This is a genomic window from Dyella psychrodurans (assembly GCF_003363265.1).
Classification (GTDB): Bacteria; Pseudomonadota; Gammaproteobacteria; order Xanthomonadales; family Rhodanobacteraceae; genus Dyella_B; species Dyella_B psychrodurans.
Genome location: NZ_QRBF01000002.1, coordinates 145,826 through 167,919, shown reverse-complemented (window position 1 = coordinate 167,919; position 22,094 = coordinate 145,826). Strand labels below are relative to the sequence as shown.

Sequence of the window (22,094 nt, the reverse complement as noted above, 5' to 3'; positions counted from 1 at the left end):
GCGATCACTACGTAAATCGATATCAGCCGTGATTTCGGATCAGATATGAAAGCATTCTTGCACATGTTAGCGGTAACAGGCGCACGCCAAGGCGGCGTCGCTGGTGGCGGGCCTACGCCCAACATTTCGCTCCTCCGCATCGTCGTGGCAGCCGTGATGATGCTTGTCATCGCCTTGTCCGCGAGCCCGGCGCATGCCGAAGACGGATACGATCTCTGGCTGCGCTATCGCCCCCTTCGGACCGAACAAGCAGCCGTCTTTCAACATCACGCGTCGCAGCTGGTGATCGGTTCTGCCACGCCCACGCAGACCGTCACCCGGCAGGAACTGCTTCGCGGCCTGGGCGGGTTGCTCAGCCAGACGCCAACGCTGTCGGATACCGTCACCCGCGACGGCGCCATCCTCGTCGGTACGCCGACCTCGTCGCCCCTCATCCAGCATCTGCAACTCGACACCCAAGGCCTCGGAAACGAGGGGTATCTGATCCGCAGCGTCGTCGTGGAAGGCCATCCCGTTACGGTCATCGTCGGCAACAGCGACGTCGGCGCATTGCATGGCGCCTTTCAATTCCTGCGCCTGGTTCAAACCGGGCAGCCTATCGATCATCTCGATCTGCACGATGCGCCACGCCTGAAACTGCGCGTGCTGGACCATTGGGACTATCTCAACGGCCAGGTGGAACGCGGCTATGCGGGCGCGTCGATCTGGGACTGGTGGAAACTGCCCGATTGGCGCGATCCGCGCTACACCGACTACGCCAGGGCCAATGCCTCCATCGGCATCAACGGAACCGTAGTCAACAACGTCAATGCAGGCGCCGAGATTCTCACGTCGAGATACTTGCAAAAAGTCGCGGCGCTGGCCGATGTGTTCCGCCCTTATGGCATCCGCGTGTATATCAGCGCGCGCTTCAGCGCGCCGATCGAGATCGGCGGATTGAAGACCGCCGATCCGCTCGATCCGCAGGTCCAGCGATGGTGGCGCGCCAAGGCGGATGAGATCTACAAGCTGATTCCGGATTTCGGCGGCTTCCTGGTCAAGGCCAACTCGGAGGGCCAGCCCGGTCCGCAGGATTACGGGCGCACGCATGCCGACGGCGCGAACACGCTGGCCGATGCGGTCGCCCCGCACGGCGGCGTGGTGATGTGGCGGACGTTCGTGTACTCGCCGACCAACGAAGATCGCGCCAAGCAAGCCTACGACGAGTTCAAGCCGCTCGACGGCCACTTCCGCGCCAACGTGCTGCTGCAGACCAAGAACGGCCCGGTCGACTTCCAGCCGAGGGAACCCTTCAGTCCGCTGTTCGGTGCGATGCCCAAGACGCCGATGATGATGGAACTTGAGATCACCAAGGAATATCTCGGCTTTGCCACGCATCTGGTCTACCTGGGCCCGCTGTTCGAAGAAGTTCTGTCCTCCGACACGATGACGCACGGCAAAGGTTCGACAGTTGCCAGGGTGATCGACGGTTCGCTGGACGGCCACACGCTGACGGGCATGGCCGGTGTCGCAAACATCGGTACCGACCGCAACTGGAGCGGCTCGGATTTCAATCAGGCCAACTGGTACGTCTTCGGTCGCCTTGCATGGAATCCCACGCTGTCGTCGCGCGCCATTGCCGAAGAATGGGTGCGGATGACGTTCACCAACAACGAAGCCTTCGTCAAACCCGTGGTCGACATGATGATGGGTTCGCGCGAAGCAGCCGTCGATTACATGACGCCGCTCGGCCTGCATCACCTGATGGGGCCGGGGCATCATTACGGCCCGGCGCCGTGGGATGCCAGCGAGGCGCGCGCCGATTGGCGTCCGGTTTACTACCATCGCGCGGACCGCGACGGCATCGGTTTCGACCGCACGCGGACCGGCAGCGACGCCGTCGATCAATACGCGCCACCCGTCGCGGCGCCATTCAACGATGTGAAACAGACGCCCGAGCAACTCCTGCTCTGGTTCCATCATGTCCCCTGGAACTACCGCATGCGCTCCGGCCAGACGCTGTGGTACGAACTGGTGGCGCATTACACGCAGGGCGTCGACGACGTGAAAAAGATGCGCGAAACCTGGCGTCAGATGGACGGCTATATCGATCCCGAGCGCTATCAACAGGTCGCCGCTTTCCTGGCCATCCAGGAAAAAGAAGCGCAATGGTGGCGCGACGCCTGCATCGCCTATTTCCAGAGCATCTCCGGCCTGCCGCTGCCGCCCGGCTTTGCGCCGCCGCAGCATTCGCTCCAATACTACGAATCGCTTAAATTCGACAACGTGCCGGGCTACTCCGCATGGTGAACGACACCACGCAAATCGGGGTAAAGCCCCGACACATCGTTTCCGCGATGATGGCACTCCTGTGCTTGAGCACATTCAGCGCGCAGGCCAACGACGACGACGCGCTGTTGAATCCGCTCTTCCAGGATCACGCCATCCTGCAACGCGATCGCATCGACCCGATCTGGGGCGACGCGAAACCGGGCGAAACGGTAAAGATCGCTTTCGCCGGCAAGGACATCCAGACTCGCACGGATGCCAAGGGGCACTGGGAGGCATCGTTGCCCGCGCTACCCGCAGGCGGTCCGTACACGCTTACCGTGAACACGGGTGACGGCACCACGCAAACCATCCAGGACATTCTGATCGGCGATGTGTGGTTGTGCTCCGGTCAGTCCAACATGGAACTGCAAGTGGAGCGTACATTGGATTCGTCTTCGGAGATCCAGAATGCGTCGAACGATCGCATCCGCATGCTGACAGTGAACGACGTCAGCAGCGCAACGCCGCTGGATCGCATCCCCTCCTCCGATCACTGGCTGAAAACCACGCCCGCCAACGTGCCGAAGTTCTCCGCCACCTGCTATTACTTCGCACGCGAACTGCAGAAGACGACTTCCCTGCCGATGGGTCTGATCGTATCGGCCTGGGGCGGCTCGCGCATCGAGCCGTGGATGAGCGCACAGGCATTGCGGAAAGTGGGTGGTTACGACGATGCACTGAACCTGCTCGACGTCTACGCGAAAGATCCCGCGCGTGCCGGCAAGGCATGGGATCGTCAATGGAAAGCATGGTGGCTCTCGCGTCCAAACCAGACCAAGGGCAACGCACCGTGGAATCCATCGCATGTCGGCGAGCAGGGTTGGTTGCCAGCACCGATCGATCGCGGCCCCTGGCAGCATTGGGGCATGCCTGAGCTGGCCCATTTCACGGGCATGTTGTGGTACCGCACCACGCTGAAACTGAGCAAACAGCAGGCTGCGCAAGGCGTCGCGCTTTCACTCGGCATCGCCAACGAAATCGATCAGACGTGGATCAATGGCCACTGGATCGGCACCGCCTATGGCGGCGTTGCGCGCACCTATGCCGTACCGCCCGGCGTGCTGCATGAAGGCGATAACCTGATCGCGGTCAACGTACTCAATACCTATCGCGACGGTGGTATCTATGGTCCCGCCGATCAGCGCGCGCTGCGCCTGCGCGACGGCTCCAGCGTTGTACTGGGCGATTGGCAATACCAGGTGGTGCCATCGTCCTTCGGTGCGCCGCCGCGTGTGCCCTGGCAATCGACCTCGGGCTTGACCACGCTGTACAACGGCATGATCGCGCCACTCGGTCACTATGGCCTGCGCGGCGCGCTCTGGTATCAGGGTGAATCCAATACCGGCGATTCGGGCAACTATCGCGTGTTGCTCGAAGGCCTGCGCGACGACCTGCGCACGCGCTTCGGCGCAAACCTGCCGTTCCTGATCGCGCAACTGTCCAGCTACGGCCCCTCGCCCACGCATCCGGATGAAAGCGGCTGGGCCGATGTGCGCGAAGCACAACGCCTCGTTGCTGCGGAGGACACACACTCGGGCCTCGCCGTTTCCGTAGACATCGGCGAGCGTTACGACATCCATCCTGCGAATAAACAGGAACTGGGCCGTCGCCTCGCCCGCGTCGCGCGCCATGTCGTCTATGGCGATTCACTGTCACCTTCGGGCCCGGTTCCGACCACAGCACAACGCAGCGGCGATACCGTCACGCTGACATTCGCGGATATCACAGGGCATCTGATTGCCTACAGCTCGGATACGCCGATCGGTTTCGAGCTATGTGGCACCCAGCCCGATTCCTGCCATTACGCGCAAGCTGACATTCAAGGCGATCAGATTGTCCTGCACGCCAGGCAGCCCGCAAGCAGCGTCGACCGCGTGCGCTACTGCTGGGCCAACAGCCCCACCTGCACCCTCTACGACGACGCGGGCCTGCCTGCAGGTCCGTTCGAGCTATCCCTCACATCCACGCATTCCACTCGGTGAACCCGATATGAGTACTTCCCCAGCTTCCCCAGCCAGTTCCCAGAGCTCGATGCGCGATCGCGAAATCGTCGACGCACGCGTCATCGTGACCTGCCCCGGCCGCAACTTCGTCACCTTGAAGATCGAAACACGATCCGGCGTCACCGGCCTGGGCGACGCCACGCTCAACGGGCGCGAACTGGCGGTCGCGTCGTACCTGCAAGATCACGTGGTACCCAACCTGATCGGTCGCGACGCGGGCCGCATCGAAGATATCTGGCAATTCCTCTATCGCGGCGCGTACTGGCGTCGCGGTCCGGTGACGATGACTGCCATCGCGGCGGTCGACGTGGCGCTGTGGGATATCCTCGGCAAGTTCGCCAACATGCCGATCTACCAGTTGCTGGGTGGACGCTCGCGCGAAGGCGCGTTGGTGTACGGCCATGCCAACGGCCGCGACATCGCCGAAACCAGCGACGCCGTGGGTCGCTTCATCGAGCAGGGATTCCTTGCGGTGCGCGCCCAGTGCGGCGTACCAGGCGTGAAGAAGGCCTACGGCATTTCCAGCGGCAAAGCCTACGAGCCGGCGGAAAGCGAGCTTCCGGTCGAAACGGTTTGGTCGACCCCCAAATATCTCGACATCGTGCCGCAACTGTTCGAGCGCCTGCGCGCCGACCACGGCATGGACGTGCATCTCCTGCATGACGTGCACCATCGCTTGACGCCGATCGAAGCCGCACGGCTCGCGCGCAGCCTAGAGCCGTACCGCCTGTTCTGGATGGAAGATGCAACGCCGGCGGAGAACCAGAAGTCCTTCGAGCTCATTCGCCAGCATTCGACCACGCCGCTGGCCGTCGGCGAAGTTTTCAACTCGATCTGGGATTGCAAGCACCTGATCGAGAACCAGCTCATCGACTACACCCGCACCACCATCGTGCACGGCGGCGGCATCACGCATCTGCGTCGCCTGGCGGATTTCGCGGCGCTTCATCAAGTGCGGACCGGCTTTCATGGCGCAACGGACCTGTCGCCCGTATGCATGGGCGCGGCGCTGCATTTCGACACCTGGGTGCCCAACTTCGGTATCCAGGAATACATGTTCCATACCGACGAAACGAACGAAGTCTTTCCGCACGATTATGTATTCCGCGACGGGCGCCTGCACTGCGGCGAATCGGCGGGACATGGCGTCACCATCGACGAAAAGCTCGCCGCACGCTTCCCCTACTCTCCCAAGCAATTGCCTGTCGCGCGCCTTGAAGACGGCTCCATGTGGGATTGGTAAGGAAAAGGATTTCCAATGACAAAGCTACGCATCAAGACGCTGTTTGCCGCTCTCGCGCTGACAACGGCCACCCTGCCCGTGTGGTCGCAAACGGCCATCTACCAGGATCCGAATCGCAGCTTCGAGGATCGCGCCGCCGATCTCGTATCGCGCATGACGCTCGAAGAAAAAGTTTCGCAAATGCAGAACGCCGCACCTGCGATCCCGCGCTTGGGCATACCCGCCTACGACTGGTGGAACGAAGGTCTGCATGGCGTAGCGCGCGCCGGCCAGGCTACCGTGTTCCCGCAAGCCATCGGGCTTGCGGCGACGTTCGACACTCAGCTGATGGGTGAAGTCGCCACCACCATCAGCGACGAAGCCCGCGCCAAGTACAACGAGTTCGAGCGGCGCGACATGCATGGCCGTTATGAGGGCCTCACGTTCTGGTCGCCGAACATCAACATTTTCCGCGATCCCCGCTGGGGACGTGGACAGGAAACCTACGGCGAGGATCCGTTCCTCACCTCGCGCATGGGCGTGGCGTTCGTGCGCGGCATGCAGGGCGACGATCCGAAGTACAGCAAGCTCGACGCCACCGCCAAGCACTTTGCCGTGCACAGCGGCCCCGAATCGGAGCGCCATCGATTCGATGTGCACCCCAGCGAGCGCGACCTCTATGAAACCTACCTGCCGGCGTTCCAGGCCCTTGTGCAGGAAGCCAAGGTCGACGCCGTCATGGGTGCGTACAACCGCCTGAACGGCGAATCGGCATCGGCGAGCGAATTCCTGCTGCAGGATACGCTGCGCAAGCGATGGGGTTTCAACGGTTACGTGGTTTCCGATTGCGACGCGGTCGAAGACATCTACCTCCGTCACAAGATCGTGCAGACCGCCGAGCAGGCCGCGGCGCTGGCGGTGAAGAACGGCGACGACCTCAATTGCGGCACCACCTACGCCGCACTGACCAAGGCAGTGCATGATGGCTTGATCAGCGAGGCCGACATCGACACCTCGCTCAAGCGCCTGATGTTCGCCCGCTTCCGGCTCGGCATGTTCGATCCGCCCGATCGGGTGCCATGGTCGAAGTTGCCCCTCTCCGTCAATCAGTCGCCTCAGCACGATGAATTGGCGCGCCGCGCCGCACAAGAGTCGATGGTCCTGCTGAAAAACAATGGCCTTCTTCCGCTGTCACGCAACACGCATCGCATTGCGGTGATCGGGCCGACGGCCGACGACGTCACCGCGTTGCTGGGCAATTACCACGGAACGCCGGCAGCGCCGGTCACCATTCTTCAAGGCATCCGCGAAGCCGCGCCCAACGCGACGATCACCTACGCACATGGCACCGAACTCGTCGAAGGGTTCAACAGCACGGGCTTGGCCACGCTGATCGAACCGGCGTATCTGCGCCCTTCCCCGAATGCCACCGAGCATGGACTCAAGGCCGAATATTTCCGTGGCGACAACTTCAACGCCGCGCCTGTTCTGACACGAGTCGACACCAAGATCAGCTTCAGCTGGGATCACAGCACACCAACCGACGACCTGGTGATCCGCGGCGAATTTCCCGCCGACAAGGCGCTGCAAAACAACGATTTCAGCGTGCGCTGGAGCGGCCAGCTCGTGCCACCGGTGTCGGGCCGTTATGAGCTGAACGCTGCCGCCAAAAGCGGATTCCGCCTGTATCTGGACAATCGCCTGGTGATGGACGCATGGGATGCGAAGGACAGTTCATCGGGCAAGAACGCCTCGATCGAGCTTCAAGCCGGCAAGGCGTATGACATTCGCCTCGAATACGCCAAGACGAACAATCAAAATCCCGACGTGAAGTTGGCGTGGCGTATGCCCGGCGCCAAGCCGCCGTTCGAGGAGGCACTGGACGCAGCGCGTCAGGCCGATGTAGTGATCTTCGTCGGTGGCCTCACCAGTGAGCTGGAAGGCGAAGAGATGAAGGTCAATTATCCGGGTTTCGCCGGCGGCGACCGCACCGACCTGCGCCTGCCGGCCACGCAGGAGAAATTGCTGGAGGCCCTCCATGCCACCGGCAGGCCGGTCGTCTTCGTGGTGACCACCGGCTCCGCCCTCGCCATCGACTGGGCCAAACAACATGTGCCGGCGATCCTGCTGGCATGGTACCCCGGCCAGCGCGGCGGCAACGCCGTCGCGGATGCGCTGTTCGGCAATACCGATCCCGCCGGGCGCTTGCCGATCACCTTCTACAAAGCCGACGAAAAGCTGCCGCCGTTTGACGACTACAGCATGGCTGGCCGCACCTACCGCTACTTCAAGGGTGAGCCGCTTTATCCGTTCGGCCATGGCCTGTCGTACACGACGTTCCAATATTCCCACCTTCAGCTCGACCGGCGTACTGTCAGCGACAAGGGTCACATCAACGTCACGCTGGAGGTGAAAAACACCGGCTCGCGCGCCGGTGACGAAGTGGTGCAGTTGTACATGCATCCGCTGAGCGCACCGCACGCGCGCGTGGTCAGGGAACTGCGCGGCTTCCAGCGCGTGCATCTGCAACCCGGCGAAGCGCAAAGCGTCTCTTTCGAGATTTCGCCGGAACACGACCTTAGGTATTACGACGATGTCCATCACTCCTATGCGGTCGATCCTGGCCGTTATCAGGTACAGATAGGCGCGTCCAGCGAAGATATTCGCCTGACCAAAGACTTCATCGTTGAAGATTGACGAGAACCGGAATGCGCAACGAACCACATACCACCGCCGCCCATTGCCGCATCGTCTGCTTCGGCGAGCTGTTGATGCGCCTGTCGCCGCCGGGGAACGAACTGCCGCTGCAATCGCCACGCTTCGATGCACGCTTTGGCGGCGCGGAGGCCAACGTCGCCGCTTCGCTGGCTATTCTCGGTCACGATAGCGTGATGGTCAGCGCGCTGCCGGACAACGTCCTCGGCCACGCTTGCGCAGGCGAACTGCGCCGTCATGGTGTGGATACCAGGAACCTGCATGTCGCCGCCGGGCGCATGGGGCTCTACTTTCTCTCGCCGGGTGCCATGCATCGCCCTTCCGAAGTGCTCTACGATCGTTCGGATTCGGTCTTCGCGCGCGCACCGGCCAGCACCTACGATTGGCCTCGCCTACTTGCCGGCGCCCAATGGCTGCATGTGTCGGGAATCAATCTCGCTCTCGGCGAATCCACGGCACAAGCTGCCCTTGATGCTGTTCGCGCGGCTCGCGAAGCGGGTCTGTCGATCTCGTTCGACTGCAATTACCGCAGCAAATTGTGGGGATCGCGCGTTTCGCAGGCGCCTGCCTTGTTGCGCGAAATCGTCAGCGAAGCCGACCTGATGTTCGGCAATGATCGCGATGTTGCGTTGATGCTGGATACGGATTTCCCAGCCCCGGAGGCCGCCGAACGCTTCCGTGCCGCCGCGGACGCTGCGTTTGCGCAATGGCCCCGTCTTCGTCGCCTGGCTGCTACGGAGCGCTTTCATCGCAACGTCGACGACCAGGATATCGCAGGCTTTCTCGCCACGCGCGAGCGTGTACTGACAAGCACCACATACACCTTGACGGACATCGTCGATCGAATCGGCGGCGGCGATGCCTTTGCCGCCGGTTTGTTGCATGGCCTTTTTCTGAACATGCCCGAGCAAGCCGCGCTCGATTTCGCGATGGCAGCCACATGCCTGAAGCATTCGATTCCTGGCGATGTGAACACCATGCGCGAGGCGGACATGCTTGCGTTCCTGACACAAAGCGGCTTCGAGGTGAAACGTTGATGGCGAGCACCACCTCGAATCACGCGAATCGCCTGTCGGAATGGTCACTGGCCAGTTTGCCCGCATCCGTCATCAAGCCGGCCTATGAAACGGGTCGCACGCGCATTGGTATCGTGCACATAGGTATCGGCGCATTCCATCGGGCACATCAGGCGGTCTACATCGATGACCTTCTTGCGGATCGCCCGGACTGGGCCATTTGCGGCGTCTCCCTGCACAGTGCGGAGGTAAGCCAGGCACTGACGCCGCAGGATGGCCTGTACACACTCCTGCTATTGGGCCAGCAAACGCGGTTACGCGTGATCGGCTCGATCCGTGAACTGCTTTGCGCCCGCGACGAACAGGCCGCCGTACTGACGCGGCTGGCCGACCCCGCCGTGTGCCTGGTGACGCTGACCATCACCGAAAAAGGTTATTGCCTGACGGGTGACAATCTCGACGTCACGCATCCGGATATCGTGCACGACTTCGCTTCGCCGGAATCGCCGCGCAGCGCCATCGGCTACATCGTTGCCGGCCTGCGTAGCCGCCGACGGCAGGGGCTCATTCCCTATACGGTGCTCAGCTGCGACAACCTGGCCGATAACGGCCACCGCCTGCGCCGCGCCGTGCTGCAATATGCGCAGCGCATCGACCCGCGACTGGCCGACTGGATCGAAGCCAAGGTCGCGTTTCCATGCTCGATGGTCGACAGCATCACGCCGGCTACCGACGATGCGCTGCGCGATCGCATCAACGGCGAACTTGGCTACACGGATGCGTGGCCGATCCAACGCGAGACATACTCCCAGTGGGTGATCGAGGATCGTTTCTGCAACGATCGTCCGCCGTTCGAGCGCGTCGGCGTCACGATGAGCCATGACATCGCCGGCTACGACCGCGCCAAGCTTCGCTTTCTCAACGGCGCCCATTCGACCCTGGCGTATCTGGGTTCGCTCATGAACATCGAGACCGTTGCCGACGCCATGGACGAACCGTTGCTGGCAAGCTTTGTGGAGCACTTGATGCGCAAGGCCATTGCCCCGGCCATCGCGCTACCCGGCAATCTCGACGCCTCTGCCTACATTGCCGCCATCCTCGAACGCTTCCGCAACCCGGCCATTCGCCATCGGCTTCTGCAAATTGCTTGGGATGGATCGCAGAAGCTTCCCGTTCGATTGCTGAGCACGATTGCCGATGCGCGAGCCATCGGGCAACCCATCGACATGTTGTGCCTGCCCATCGCAGGCTGGATGCAGTTCGTGCGCAGGCAGGCGCATAACGGTGTCGCACTTGTCGACCCGCTCGATGATGCGCTTTCCGCCATCGGCCGTTCATGCACTGGCGATGCACAGGCCGATGTGGATGCATTCCTGAAACTCGACAACGTGTTTGCACCGCTGTCCGAGGACGCGGCCTTCGTGCATGCGCTGCGGGCGGCGTATGCCGCGTTGGACGATGGCTCGCCTGCCTCGGTCGCACGCGCACTGACCATGGCATTGAACGCTTAAGGGGACCATCGGCGATGGGACACAAACGCCTGCCGACCGCCGCAAATCTGCTGGTCTGGTCGATATGGCGAGCCGTATGACGTGATAGTGCGCGGTGGTCGACATGAATCCGCGTGTGTCGTCATTGAGGACTATCGTGTCGTAAAAGACCGCGTTACCAAGCTTTCATTCGCACGGGCCTCACGCTGCTCCTCCCCCCTTCGAAGCAGGGGGGAGGTTGGGAGGGGGTAATGCTCTTGCTTCGCTAAAGACTTCATCCACCCCTGCCCCTGCTGCACGCATGGGAGGGAGTGTGAATTGCCCGGCTTGCTTTTAACCTTACGCGATCATTTTGTCAGGTGCTCTTAGAGTTTGTAGGCTTTCTTCGGAAGGTTATAAGCAAGATCCACGGCGAGTTCCATCGCTTCATCTTCATCGAGACGATGCTCGGCCACCAATTTGGCGAGGAACGCGCAATCGACGCGGCGAGCCACATCGTGACGCGCCGGGATCGATAGGAATGCGCGGGTGTCGTCGTTGAAGCCGACCGTGTTGTAGAACCCAGCGCTGCTCAACGTCCATTCGCGGAAGCGCCACATGCCTTCTGGCGCATCGTGGAACCACCATGCCGGCCCGAGGAACAATGCCGGATAGTGGCCTGCCAGCGGTGCAAGTTCGCGGCTATACGTGCTCTCGTCCAGGGTAAACAGGATCAGCTTGAAATTGGGCTCGTTGCCGAAGCGATCCAGCAGCGGCTTCAGCGCGTTGACGTACTCGGTGCGCAGCGGGATGTCCGCACCTTTGTCGCGCCCGAATTGCTTGAACAACTCGCGGTTGTGATTGCGGAAGCATCCAGGATGGATCTGCATCACCAAGCCATCGTCCAGGCTCATCGCAGCCATTTCGGTGAGTACCTGCGCCCGGAACAGCTCGGCATCCTCGGCGGTGGCTTGGCCGCGTACCACTTTGTCGAACAGCTTGCTGGCTTCGGCACGCGAGAGATCGGCCGTCGCTGCGGTCGGATGTCCATGATCGGTGGAAGTGGCGCCCGCCTGCGCAAAGAATGCGCGACGCTGGCGGTGTGCCCACAGATAGCCGTTCCAGGTGTAGACATCTTCCCCTGTCAGTTCGCCGAAGCGCTGCAAGGCAGACGGAAACTGCTCGTGCTCGGGATCAACCACGGGATCGGGCCGGTACGCGGTAATGACGCGTCCCTGCCATCCACTCTGGCGGATCGCCGCGTGATGTTGGAGTGCATCCAGCGGCGACTCGGTCGTAGCAATCAATTCGATATTGAAACGCTCGAACAGCGCACGCGGGAGGAATTCGGCCCGCTGCAAGGCATCGTTGATGTGATCGTAGTAAAGGTCGGCCGTTGTTGCGTCCAGCCTGACGCGCAGACCGAATACGTCGTGAAACACATGATTGAGCCACATGGACGATGGCGTGCCGCGGAACCAATGAAAGTTCCTTGCAAAAAGCCGCCATGCTTCGCGCGGATCGACGGCGGCGCGCGAACCATCCTGGTGCGGAATACCGAGCGCATCCAGCGACACGCCCTGGCTGTAGAGCATGCGAAATACGTAGTGATCCGGAACAAGCAAAAGCTCCGTCGCATTCGCGAACGGTTTGTTCTCCGCGAACCAGGCCGGATCGGTATGGCCGTGAGGGCTGACGATCGGCAGCTTGGCGACGTTCGCGTACAGGCGTCTGGCTATCGCGCGCTGCACGGCGTCGACGGGGAAAAGACGATCTTCGTGCAGCGTCAGGGCATGGGTTCCGGTATTCATGTCTTGAAATAGGTTTCTTTCAGGGTGTTGTGCAGGGAGTCGGCGAGACGGCTTCAGCTTGTCACCGAGACCCATCATGCGCTTGAAGATGTGATTCGGCGACTGCGGGAGGGTTTACCCCACGCACATACTCGCGCAGCCAGCGCATCGCGGGACGCTCGCTGCCATCGGCGCGAATCAGATAGGCACGTTGCTGGTTTCGCCACAAACCCGGCCGGAAACCCCATAGCGTGATGCCTTTCACGTCCGGGTTGCTCCAGAACACCGGGAAAACACGCTGGTATTCCTTCAACTGCTGCGCATCCGTAGGCCCGTCGATGTCGAACTCCGAGATATAGATGGGCAAACCCGTCGCAGCCAGCCGATCGAGATTGGCACGATGCACGGACATAGGCACGTTCGGCTTTGTTTCGAAAGCGTGTTCCTGCACACCAATCCCGTCGACCAGATGTTCCTTTTGCAACAGAGCGATGATCTGGAGATAGCGCCGGGTATTTTTGTCGCTGTTGGTGATATTGAAGTCGTTGATCAGCAACTTGGCATGCGGAAAATAATGCCGCGCCATGCGATAAGCGTTGATGACCCAATCCCAGCCACTCGTCCCGCTGCCACCGAGCGCCTGCAGGTAATCGCCACCGCCTTTGCGATGCTTGTCAGGCGGATTGTTCAGGGCTTCGTTCACTACATCGATATAGTCGATATCCGGATAACGCGCCGCCACGGCAGCGAACCACTTTTCGATCTCGCGGCGCTGCTCGTCGGGCGGCAGGTGCCTGATCCAATCCGGCTGCTGGTTACCCCACACAAGGTTGTGCATCTGGAATGGAAAGCCGTGCGATTTCGCAAAATGATAGGCCTGGTCTAGCCCCGCCCAGTCCAACTGGCCGCGCACAGGCTCCACGCTTCCCCATTTGCCTGCATTCTCCGGCGTGACCTTGTTCCAGTAGTCAGCAAAGCCCGGCGCCTGCGTGACGCTGTAAGCGCTGCCGAGGAACTTTTGCTGTCCCTGCGCGAGCGGTACATCCTGCGCATGCAAGCCGAGCGAAACGAGCAGAAACACGGTGAGGGTTGCGAATCGCACTGTTTTACTCCGTCGTATCGGGAATCATTGAAAAGGCCTCCAAGCGCGCCGGCTCCAATCGTGGAACCAACGCTTGAACCACAACAAGCGCGATCAAATAGGCCGAGCCCGCCATGAAAAACACCGGCAGATAGCTCCCCGTGAATTGCAACAAGAGACCTATCGTCGTGGAAATCAACATGCCTCCCACGGCTCCGGCAAACCCGCCGATGCCCACGACGGAAGCGACCGCGTGGCGCGGAAACATGTCCGAGGCCAAGGTATAGACGTTGGCAGACCAGCCCTGATGCCCGGCCGTCGCCAATCCGATGAGGGCCACGGCCAGCCACAAGTGATTGGCCTTCGCGGCGAACACGACTGGAACGATCAACAATGCGCAGAGCAACATGGTGCCCTTGCGCGCCCGGTTGACGCTCCAGCCGCGCCGGATCAAGCGGCCCGCAAACCAGCCGCCTGCGACGCTGCCGACGTCGGCCAGCAGGAAGATCGCGATAAGCGGCGCCCCCAGTCCCAACAGGGAGAGGCCATATTCGGCGTGCAGGAATTTGGGCAGCCAGAAGAGGAAAAACCACCAGATGGGATCGGTGATGAACTTGGCGGCAACCAGCGCCCAAGCCTGGCGATAGCGAAGCAATTGCGACCATGGAATGCGCACAGTCGCCGCAAGCGGCTCGCGACCGATGTAGTCCCTTTCGGCCGCGGATAACTTGGGCTGGTTATCCGGCGTGCGATAGGTGAGCAACCAAATGATGACCCATGTGGCGCTCAGCACGCCGGTGAAAAGGAAAGCCGCCTGCCACCCGAGGCGTAACGCGACAATGGGAACCAGCGCCGGCGCAACGATGGCGCCGATATTCGAGCCCGAATTGAAAATGCCCGCTGCCAGCGCGCGCTCCCGCTGCGGAAACCATTCGGCAACTGCTTTAACCGCCGCCGGAAAATTACCGGACTCTCCCAAGCCAAGCGCAAATCGCGCAACGGCAAAACTCGCAACGCCCACGGCGAGCGAGTGCCCCATCGCAGCAACGCTCCACACGCCAATGGCGAGCGCGTAACCGATGCGCGTGCCGAATCGGTCGATGATGGCACCCGTGCACAGCAGGCCTATCGCATACGCGGCCTGAAACGCCGTGACGATGTAGCTGTAATCGAGTTCGCTCCAGCCCATTTTTCCCTGCAGAAAGGGCGCGAGCACGCCAAGCACCTGGCGATCGATGTAGTTGATGGTGGTGGCCGCGAGCAACATCGCACAGACACGCCAACGGTACGTGCCGAGCTTTGCAGTCAGTCGTGGCGCCCCTACCCGTTCGTTCAAATCATTCATATCAAACCCAGATCGCCGGCTGACACCAAAGTCGCCCCTTAGCCGTGATGAAAATTTGCGCCCGCCAGGGCTAGACGCCAGGACGACTAAACGACGTCTCTTGTTAGCGCTATCACTAACATACTCGCAATTCCGAGCGCCATCCAGACTCGCTGACCCACTTGAGGCACCTCCCCAACCTTACGTTCCTGCGCAAATTTGCCTGCTTTTACGCCACTTCGAAGGCTTGGCAATCTTATGCTGCCCTGCAGCGTGCGCGGACAAAATGTTAGCGCTACCTTTCTTGACCGGGGCCAAGAAGCTGCTTTAGCGGCCGCTCTATCAAGGGGGTGTCCGCCATATGCGATGGGCACAGCCAAGTCATAGCAATATCGGGAGGGGAGTTAGGTGCAGATTCCATTTGCGAGAACCGTGCTATCGCACGCATTGATGCTTGCTTTGTTGGGTGTGGCAGGCATCGCACAGGCACAAGATCAATCACAATCCCCGGCACCAGCGCAAAGCCAGACGCCGGCACAATCACAAGCGAATGCGCAGGGACCAAGCGCCAATCAACCTGCGAAACCGCCGGTCAAACAGCTCGGCGCCGTCAACGTCAACGGCGGCTATCGCAGCAGTATCCAGTTTTCGACCGAGGCCAAGCGTGACGCAACCAACGTTGTCGACACGGTATACGCCGAAGACATCGGCAAGTTTCCGGACACCAATATCGCCGAATCGCTGAACCGCATTCCCGGCGTGCAGATTTCGCGCGACGTGGACGGCGAAGGCATGAACATCCAGGTTCGCGGCCTGGGCACCGACTTCACCAAGATCCTGCTCAATGGCGACCAGATCTCGGTCGCCTCTTCCGGTTCGCTGGATTCGCAAAACCAGAACCGCGAAGTCGACCTCGATCTGCTGCCCACCGAGTTCTTCACGCAGTTGACGGTGAACAAGACGCCGCAGGCCGACATGACCGAAGGCGGCATCGCCGGCGTGGTCGACATGCGCACCACGCGCCCGTTCGACAATCCGGGCACGCATCTCACCTATTCGGCGCAGAGCACCTACAACTCGATCGGCAGCAACGTAAAACCGCGCGGCGCCCTCATCGGCAGTTGGACCAACAAGGACAACACCTTCGGCGCACTGATCGGCTTGACGGGATCGCGCAGCGACTATGACGTGCGCGGCTTCGAGACCATCGGCTGGACCACGCCGCACCTGACCGCCGCCCAATGCGGCATTGCGTCGGGTTCGTGCAGTCCGGGCGCCGGCAGCTGGTCGATCCCGTCCACCGTTCCGGCCGGTGCCGGCGCAGGATTGATCCCGGGGCAGACGATCGATAACGCCTGGTTGCTGGCCCACAATCCGGGGCTGAGCACGTCGCAGATTGCCAACGCCCTCATTCCGCGCCTGGCGCGCGACGCGTACATCCAGGGCACGAACGATCACCAGTCGGCCCTCATGTCCTTCGAGTTCCGCCCGGATGAGCGGGCGCATTTCTACCTCGACACGCTGTTCTCCAAGCAGGAGCGCGATTTCAATCGCGCGGACATGGACCTGGTCGGCCGCAGCGGCCAGATGATCCCGACCAACATGCAGGTGGACCAGAACGACGTGGTGACCAACGCCACCTTCGCCAATGCGCAGTACTTCCTGGAAGAACGCCCGTACGTAGAACACGTGCATTTCTACAACGTCAATCCGGGCGGCGAACTGCTGTTCGGCGACAACGACAACATCAAGCTCGACTTCCAGGGCTACTCGCAGCGCAGCTGGTACATGAACGAACAACCGACGCTCGCGGTGATGTCGCCGAAGACGACGGTGACCTACAACAACACCGGCGGCAGCTTCCCGAGCATCACATCCAGCGTTGATCTCAATAATCCCAACGCGGGCTGGACCTGGTACCGCCTGAACGTCGACAACGAAACGCGCGTCACCGCCAACAAGGGCACGCGCGAAGATCTGCAACTCGGCGACGACGAGAACAACGTCAAGGTCGGCGTGGCGTACGACGACATCGCGCGTCAGATCAAGGCCTATGTCGATACGTCCGCCTGGCAGAACTTCGGCGAAACAGCCGTCCCCACATCGGGACTGCCTGCCTACCTCTCGCCCGGGCCGGGCGGTTTCATCGCGATGAACTACCCCTCGCTGATGGCGGCCACCAACTATCCCTACTACGAGTCCATCGCGCCGCTGGCGTCGGCTGCCGCCACGGGCGCCAGCTCCGGCGACATCGAAGAAAGCACCTGGGCCTGGTATATCGAGGGCAACGGCAAGTTCGACCTGTGGGGCAACAGCCTGCGCCTCAACGGCGGCGTTCGCCATGCATACACCGACCAGACCGTCTCCGGTCCGGTCACGCTCAACGGCCAGACGGAAGAAGTGACGCTCAAGCACAACTACGGTTACTACCTGCCGTCGTTCAACGCCGCGTATAACGCCACCGACGACATCATCCTGCGCCTGGCGGCCTCGCGCTCGATGACGCGTCCCGACCCCAGTGCGATGGTGCCGGGCCTCAACTTCAGCGACCCCGCGGCGGAAATCGCCAGCGAAGGCAATCCGAAGCTGGCTCCGTATCTGTCCACCAACCTCGATTTCGGCGGCGAGTGGTACACCGGCAACGAGGGCTATGTAGGCCTGGATCTGTTCGGCAAGCGCATCACCGGCTTTACCGTCAACGGCACCAACCTGATTCCTTTCACGGCACTGGGTGTGCCCTACGCCGACCTGACCTCGACGCAACAGCAATCGCTGCAACTGCGCGGCGGCCCCAACGCGGCGATGGTGCAGGTGACCCAGCAGGTCAATGCCAATGGCACGCTCTTCATCAAAGGTGCGGAGCTGACCTGGGTGCAGCCGCTGGATTTCGTCTTCAAGGGTCTCGGCGTCCAGGCGAACTACACCGTCGTCTCGCAGAGAAACATCGGCCCCGGCGTACCCGCGCAGGCCGTCGGCATTTCACCGCATACCTATAACCTCACGGGCTACTGGGAGGGCTACAACACGACGCTCCGCCTGTCGTATGTGTGGAATGCGGCCCAGATCAGTTCCTCGGCGGACCAGAACGGCCTGCCGTTCGGCCAGATCAAGACCGATGCGCGCGGCCAGCTCGACATGGGCGCGAGCTATCAGTTTGTCCATCTGCCGTCGAAGCCGATGATCACGCTGGACGCCATCAACATGACCAAGGCGGATCTGCGCACCACGTTCACCTACTCCAACGCGGCGTATACCTACTACACGCCGGGCTTCACGGTCATGCTGGGTATCCGTGGCAGCTTCTGATCGTCAGTAACGAGTAAGGCCCCAGCGGCCCACCCGGTTGTCCCTGCCGGGTGGGCCGCACCGTATCGTGTGCGGCCAGCGGCCGTACGCGATACCCTCCACGTCCTGCGGAAGCAACGATCGAGCGATGAACAGTACCTCTCAAAGACTCCCGGTCGTGGAGAAAATCGGCTACAGCCTCGGCGATCTTTCCGCGAATCTGATTTTTCAGACGCTGGTGACGTTTCTCGCCTTCTTCTATACCGACGTCTTCCGGATTCCCGCGGCGACGGCGGCCACCATCATCTTTAGCGTGGGCATACTCGGTGCCTTCGTCTTCACGCCCATCATCGGGTTGATCGCCGACCGCACCCACACGCGCTGGGGCAAGTTTCGTCCCTGGATACTGTGGACGGCCGTTCCCTTTGGCGCCCTTTCCCTGCTCGCTTTCAGCACCCCCTCACTGGGCGAGCAGGGAAAGGTGACCTATGCGCTGGCGACGTATTCGCTGCTCGTGCTCGTCTACGTCGCCAACAACCTGCCCTACTCCGCCTTGAGCGGCGTGCTCACCGGCAGCATGGCGGAGCGCAACAGCCTGTCGTCGTATCGCTTCGTGGCGGTGATGGTGGCGCAGTTCATCATCCAGGTGCTGCTGCTTCCGCTGGTGCTGATTCTCGGCAACGGCGACAAGGCGCGCGGCTTTCACAACACGATGACGATGTTCGCCATCGTCGGCATGGTGTTCTTCCTGATCACGTTCTTCACGACGAAGGAACGCATCGTACCGACGCGCGAGCAAACATCCAGCGTTCGCGATGATCTCGCCGATCTGGCGCGGAACCGGCCGTGGCAGATCATGCTGTCGGTCACCGTGCTGCTGTTCATCAATCTCGCCCTGAAGGGCGGGATGTACATCTATTACTTCAAGTACTACATGAGCGAAACGCAGCTCGCCGCGTTTCTCCAGCACATCGGCTTCAATAGCCTCATTGCCGGATTGAACAAGGTACTTGTCGGCATCGGCCTCACCGATTTCCAGTGGCCGAAAGATGCACCCACATCTGCCTTCAGCCTGTTCAACGCCCTTGGCATCATCTTCATGATCGTCGGCATCGGCTTTTCCAAGCGGCTGGCCGATCACTTCGGCAAGCGGGACGTGTTCGGCGGCGCACTGTTCGCCTCTACGCTTTTTCTGCTGGCCTTCTATTTCTATTCGCCAGATGCCGTCGGCCTGGTCGTCCTCTCGTACGTCTTCCACGGCTTCTTCTACGGCATCACCATTCCGCTGCTGTGGGCGATGATCGCCGACGTAGCGGATTATTCCGAATGGAAGAACCAACGCCGCGCCACCGCCATCATCTTCTCCGCCATGCTTTGCGGGCTGAAAGTGGGATTGAGTGTCGGCGGCGCGCTCGTGGCCGGCATCCTCGCCTTCTACGGTTACCAACCCGACGCAGCGACGCAGTCGGCCGATGCGGTCCATGGCATCCATCTCACCGTGAGCGTGCTGTGCTCGTTGCCCTTCCTTGCGGCCGTGGTGTTGATGTTCCTCTACGGCATCGACAAACCGATGGAGCTGCGCATCGAACACGAACTCGACGCGCGCAGGCTTCAAGCCAGCATGGCTTCCTGATATCGAAAGCAATCCCGAATGGTTTACTCGCAATGTCCGATGAAACGGTAGAAACCGATCTGCAAGCGCTGGCCGCCCGCGCGATCTCCAAGCCGCTGGTCACCCATGTCTACACCGCCGATCCGTCGGCGCACGTATTCGACGGCGCCATCTACATTTATCCCTCGCACGATATCGACGGCGGCGTGCCGTTCAACGACAACGGCGATCATTTCTGCATGGAGGACTATCACGTCTTCCGCATGGCTTCGCCGGACAGTGACGCCGTGGACTGCGGCGTTGCCCTGCACGTGAAAGACGTGCCATGGGCCGAACGGCAAATGTGGGCGCCGGACGCCGCATGCAAAGGCGGACGTTACTACCTTTATTTTCCGGCCAAACGCGCCAACGGCATTTTTCAGATCGGCACGGCTGTCGCGGATCGCCCCGAAGGCCCGTTCACACCCGAACCTGAAGCCATTCGCGGTAGCTATTCCATCGACCCGGCCGTGCATCAGGACGACGATGATGCGTACTACATGTACTTCGGCGGCATCTGGGGCGGCCAGTTGCAGAAATACCGCAAAAACACCTACGCCGAAACCCACGAAGAACCTCTCGCCGACCAGCCCGCGCTGGGACCGCGCGTCGCGAAGCTCAGCGAGGACATGAAGCAATTCGCCGAAACACCGCGCGAAGTCGTCATCCTCGACGAACACGGTAGACCGCTATTGGCTAGCGATCACGATCGCCGCTATTTCGAAGGCCCGTGGATGCACAAGTACCAGGGCAAGTATTACCTGTCCTACTCCACCGGCGATACGCACTTTCTGTGCTACGCAACGGGCGACAATCCCTATGGCCCGTTCACCTACCAGGGAAAGATCATGACGGAGGTCGTCGGCTGGACGACGCATCACTCCATCTGCGCCTTCGCCGGCAAGTGGTACCTCTTCTATCACGACTCGATTTTGTCCGGCGGCGTCACGCACCTGCGCTCGATGAAAATGACCGAGTTGCATTACGACGAACACGGCAAGATCCTGACCATCGCTCCCTATGGAAAGTAACGTCAACTCGATGGACTTGGCTTGCCACGACGCGCAAAGTCCCATGTCTCCCGGACCGCTCGTTCGCATCGCCTACGGCATGCTGGCAGTCGACATCGCCCCTTCCGCGGGCGGCCGCATCGCGCAGATCACCTGCGATCACGTCGCCTGGCTCGTCGGTCACGACGAAGGCAACGAAGCGATGATCGCGTGGGGAAGCTACCCGATGCTGCCCTGGGCGGGCCGCATACGGCACGGCCGGTTTCACTTTCGCGGACGCGATTACCAACTGCCCCTCAATTTCGGCAGCCACGCGATCCACGGCTTTGCCTTCGGCATGCCTTGGTGGATCGATGCTCACTCACCCACGCACGTGGATCTCTCGCTGCCATTGCCGGAGGACGAAAGCTGGCCCTTCGGCGGCGTTGCGCGGCAGCGCATCGAAGTGAGCCAGGACCGATTGCGGATGACGTTGTCGCTGACCGCCGGCGAACAACCCATGCCGGCCTCTATCGGATGGCATCCTTGGTTTCGCAAACCCGATCGAGTCGAGTTTGCGCCCACGCGCATGTATCCGCGCGATGCCGAGGGCATCGCCACGCTTCCTCTGATCGATCCACCCCAAGGACCGTGGGACGACTGCTTCCTCAACGACAAGCCCGTGTTTATCCATCGCGAGGGACAACGCATTCGGCTTACGTCCAATTGCGATCACTGGGTGGTTTACGACGAGACAGACCACGCCACATGCATCGAACCGCAGTCCGGACCACCTGATGCGTTCAACCTGGCACCCACGCAAAGCTTTTCGCCCGGCTCGACGTTGTCGGCCTGGTTTGAACTGGAGTGGATGTCGTAACACCGCAGCCGACACAAGACGTGTCGCCTACACGCATATCGCGAAGATAGCCCGGACGAGCCGTGAATTCGCATGGCTCGCGTAGGCATTCGCCAACGCATCAAATCATTCGGACCCGACAGATCGCACGACGCACTTCATGCGAAGGTGCGTTAGTCGGGCGTGCCCATCCCTTTCGATGAAAGCGACACGCCCGACATGATGTGAAGTAGCGCGGATCGCCTGGGAGGCAACCCAAACGATCCGCTGGCCACCACCAACTGATAGGAAGTCAATGATGGTTACGTTCGATCATACGGCACCCGCACATCCTCGTGCCCCCGCCATGGTGCATTTCTTCTACTTCACCGCCGCGCCAT

13 protein-coding genes are annotated in these 22,094 nt (G+C 61.2%); 10 read left to right on the top strand and 3 right to left on the bottom strand.

Annotation, left to right across the window (positions count from 1 at the left end):
- The first annotated feature begins 63 nt into the window (after positions 1-63).
- Genes DWU99_RS07035 through DWU99_RS07010 form a run of 6 tightly spaced genes read left to right on the top strand, consistent with a single transcriptional unit; the run spans position 64 to position 10,777 of the window.
- On the top strand, positions 64-2,289 hold the full coding sequence (locus tag DWU99_RS07035; RefSeq protein WP_425476804.1) for an alpha-glucuronidase family glycosyl hydrolase: 2,226 nt from the start codon (positions 64-66) through the stop codon (positions 2,287-2,289).
- A complete protein-coding gene (locus DWU99_RS07030) occupies positions 2,283-4,292 on the top strand; it encodes a sialate O-acetylesterase (RefSeq protein WP_425476803.1) in 2,010 nt (669 codons plus the stop codon). Before DWU99_RS07035 ends, DWU99_RS07030 begins: the two co-directional genes overlap by 7 nt.
- Before the next feature lie 7 nt (positions 4,293-4,299).
- Positions 4,300-5,556, top strand: a complete 1,257-nt coding sequence (gene manD, locus DWU99_RS07025) for a D-mannonate dehydratase ManD (protein ID WP_115477320.1) — start codon at positions 4,300-4,302, stop codon at positions 5,554-5,556.
- A gap of 15 nt (positions 5,557-5,571) precedes the next feature.
- On the top strand, positions 5,572-8,232 hold the full coding sequence (locus DWU99_RS07020) for a glycoside hydrolase family 3 protein (RefSeq protein WP_115477319.1): 2,661 nt from the start codon (positions 5,572-5,574) through the stop codon (positions 8,230-8,232).
- A gap of 11 nt (positions 8,233-8,243) precedes the next feature.
- Positions 8,244-9,287 (top strand): sugar kinase, encoded by a 1,044-nt coding sequence (locus tag DWU99_RS07015; RefSeq protein ID WP_115477318.1) that lies wholly within the window; start codon positions 8,244-8,246, stop codon positions 9,285-9,287.
- On the top strand, positions 9,287-10,777 hold the full coding sequence (locus DWU99_RS07010) for a mannitol dehydrogenase family protein (protein WP_115477317.1): 1,491 nt from the start codon (positions 9,287-9,289) through the stop codon (positions 10,775-10,777). Before DWU99_RS07015 ends, DWU99_RS07010 begins: the two co-directional genes overlap by 1 nt.
- Positions 10,778-11,121: 344 nt before the next feature.
- On the opposite strand, the gene uxaC is transcribed toward DWU99_RS07010, so the two are convergent.
- From uxaC to DWU99_RS06995, 3 genes are all read right to left on the bottom strand, one after another.
- A complete protein-coding gene (gene uxaC, locus DWU99_RS07005) occupies positions 11,122-12,546 on the bottom strand; it encodes a glucuronate isomerase (RefSeq protein ID WP_115477316.1) in 1,425 nt (474 codons plus the stop codon).
- Positions 12,547-12,607: 61 nt separating this feature from the next.
- Positions 12,608-13,627, bottom strand: a complete 1,020-nt coding sequence (locus DWU99_RS07000; protein WP_115477315.1) for an endo-1,4-beta-xylanase — start codon at positions 13,625-13,627, stop codon at positions 12,608-12,610.
- Positions 13,628-13,631: 4 nt separating this feature from the next.
- Positions 13,632-14,951 (bottom strand): MFS transporter, encoded by a 1,320-nt coding sequence (locus tag DWU99_RS06995; protein ID WP_115477314.1) that lies wholly within the window; start codon positions 14,949-14,951, stop codon positions 13,632-13,634.
- A 387-nt stretch (positions 14,952-15,338) separates the two neighbouring features.
- Between DWU99_RS06995 and DWU99_RS06990 the strand changes: the two genes are divergently transcribed.
- From DWU99_RS06990 to DWU99_RS06975, 4 genes are all read left to right on the top strand, one after another.
- On the top strand, positions 15,339-18,236 hold the full coding sequence (locus tag DWU99_RS06990) for a TonB-dependent receptor (protein ID WP_115477313.1): 2,898 nt from the start codon (positions 15,339-15,341) through the stop codon (positions 18,234-18,236).
- A 127-nt stretch (positions 18,237-18,363) separates the two neighbouring features.
- The gene (locus tag DWU99_RS06985; RefSeq protein WP_115477312.1) at positions 18,364-19,848 is read left to right on the top strand and encodes an MFS transporter; all 1,485 of its coding nucleotides are present in this window, start codon (positions 18,364-18,366) and stop codon (positions 19,846-19,848) included.
- 32 nt (positions 19,849-19,880) lie between these two features.
- On the top strand, positions 19,881-20,897 hold the full coding sequence (locus DWU99_RS06980) for a glycoside hydrolase family 43 protein (RefSeq protein ID WP_115477311.1): 1,017 nt from the start codon (positions 19,881-19,883) through the stop codon (positions 20,895-20,897).
- 43 nt (positions 20,898-20,940) lie between these two features.
- Positions 20,941-21,735: an aldose 1-epimerase gene (locus DWU99_RS06975; RefSeq protein WP_233510942.1), complete on the top strand. Its 795-nt coding sequence runs from the start codon at positions 20,941-20,943 to the stop codon at positions 21,733-21,735.
- Positions 21,736-22,094: the final 359 nt, after the last annotated feature.

Bases quoted from the DNA above. Each gene is read 5' to 3' on its own strand.
- DWU99_RS07020 (WP_115477319.1), top strand. From the start codon at position 5,572: ATGACAAAGCTACGCATCAAGACGCTGTTTGCCGCTCTCGCGCTGACA.
- DWU99_RS07015 (WP_115477318.1), top strand. From the start codon at position 8,244: ATGCGCAACGAACCACATACCACCGCCGCCCATTGCCGCATCGTCTGC.
- DWU99_RS06995 (WP_115477314.1), bottom strand. From the start codon at position 14,951: ATGAATGATTTGAACGAACGGGTAGGGGCGCCACGACTGACTGCAAAG.
- uxaC (WP_115477316.1), bottom strand. From the start codon at position 12,546: ATGAATACCGGAACCCATGCCCTGACGCTGCACGAAGATCGTCTTTTC.
- DWU99_RS07030 (WP_425476803.1), top strand. From the start codon at position 2,283: ATGGTGAACGACACCACGCAAATCGGGGTAAAGCCCCGACACATCGTT.
- DWU99_RS07010 (WP_115477317.1), top strand. From the start codon at position 9,287: ATGGCGAGCACCACCTCGAATCACGCGAATCGCCTGTCGGAATGGTCA.
- manD (WP_115477320.1), top strand. From the start codon at position 4,300: ATGAGTACTTCCCCAGCTTCCCCAGCCAGTTCCCAGAGCTCGATGCGC.
- DWU99_RS07035 (WP_425476804.1), top strand. From the start codon at position 64: ATGTTAGCGGTAACAGGCGCACGCCAAGGCGGCGTCGCTGGTGGCGGG.
- DWU99_RS06985 (WP_115477312.1), top strand. From the start codon at position 18,364: ATGAACAGTACCTCTCAAAGACTCCCGGTCGTGGAGAAAATCGGCTAC.
- DWU99_RS06975 (WP_233510942.1), top strand. From the start codon at position 20,941: ATGTCTCCCGGACCGCTCGTTCGCATCGCCTACGGCATGCTGGCAGTC.
- DWU99_RS06980 (WP_115477311.1), top strand. From the start codon at position 19,881: ATGTCCGATGAAACGGTAGAAACCGATCTGCAAGCGCTGGCCGCCCGC.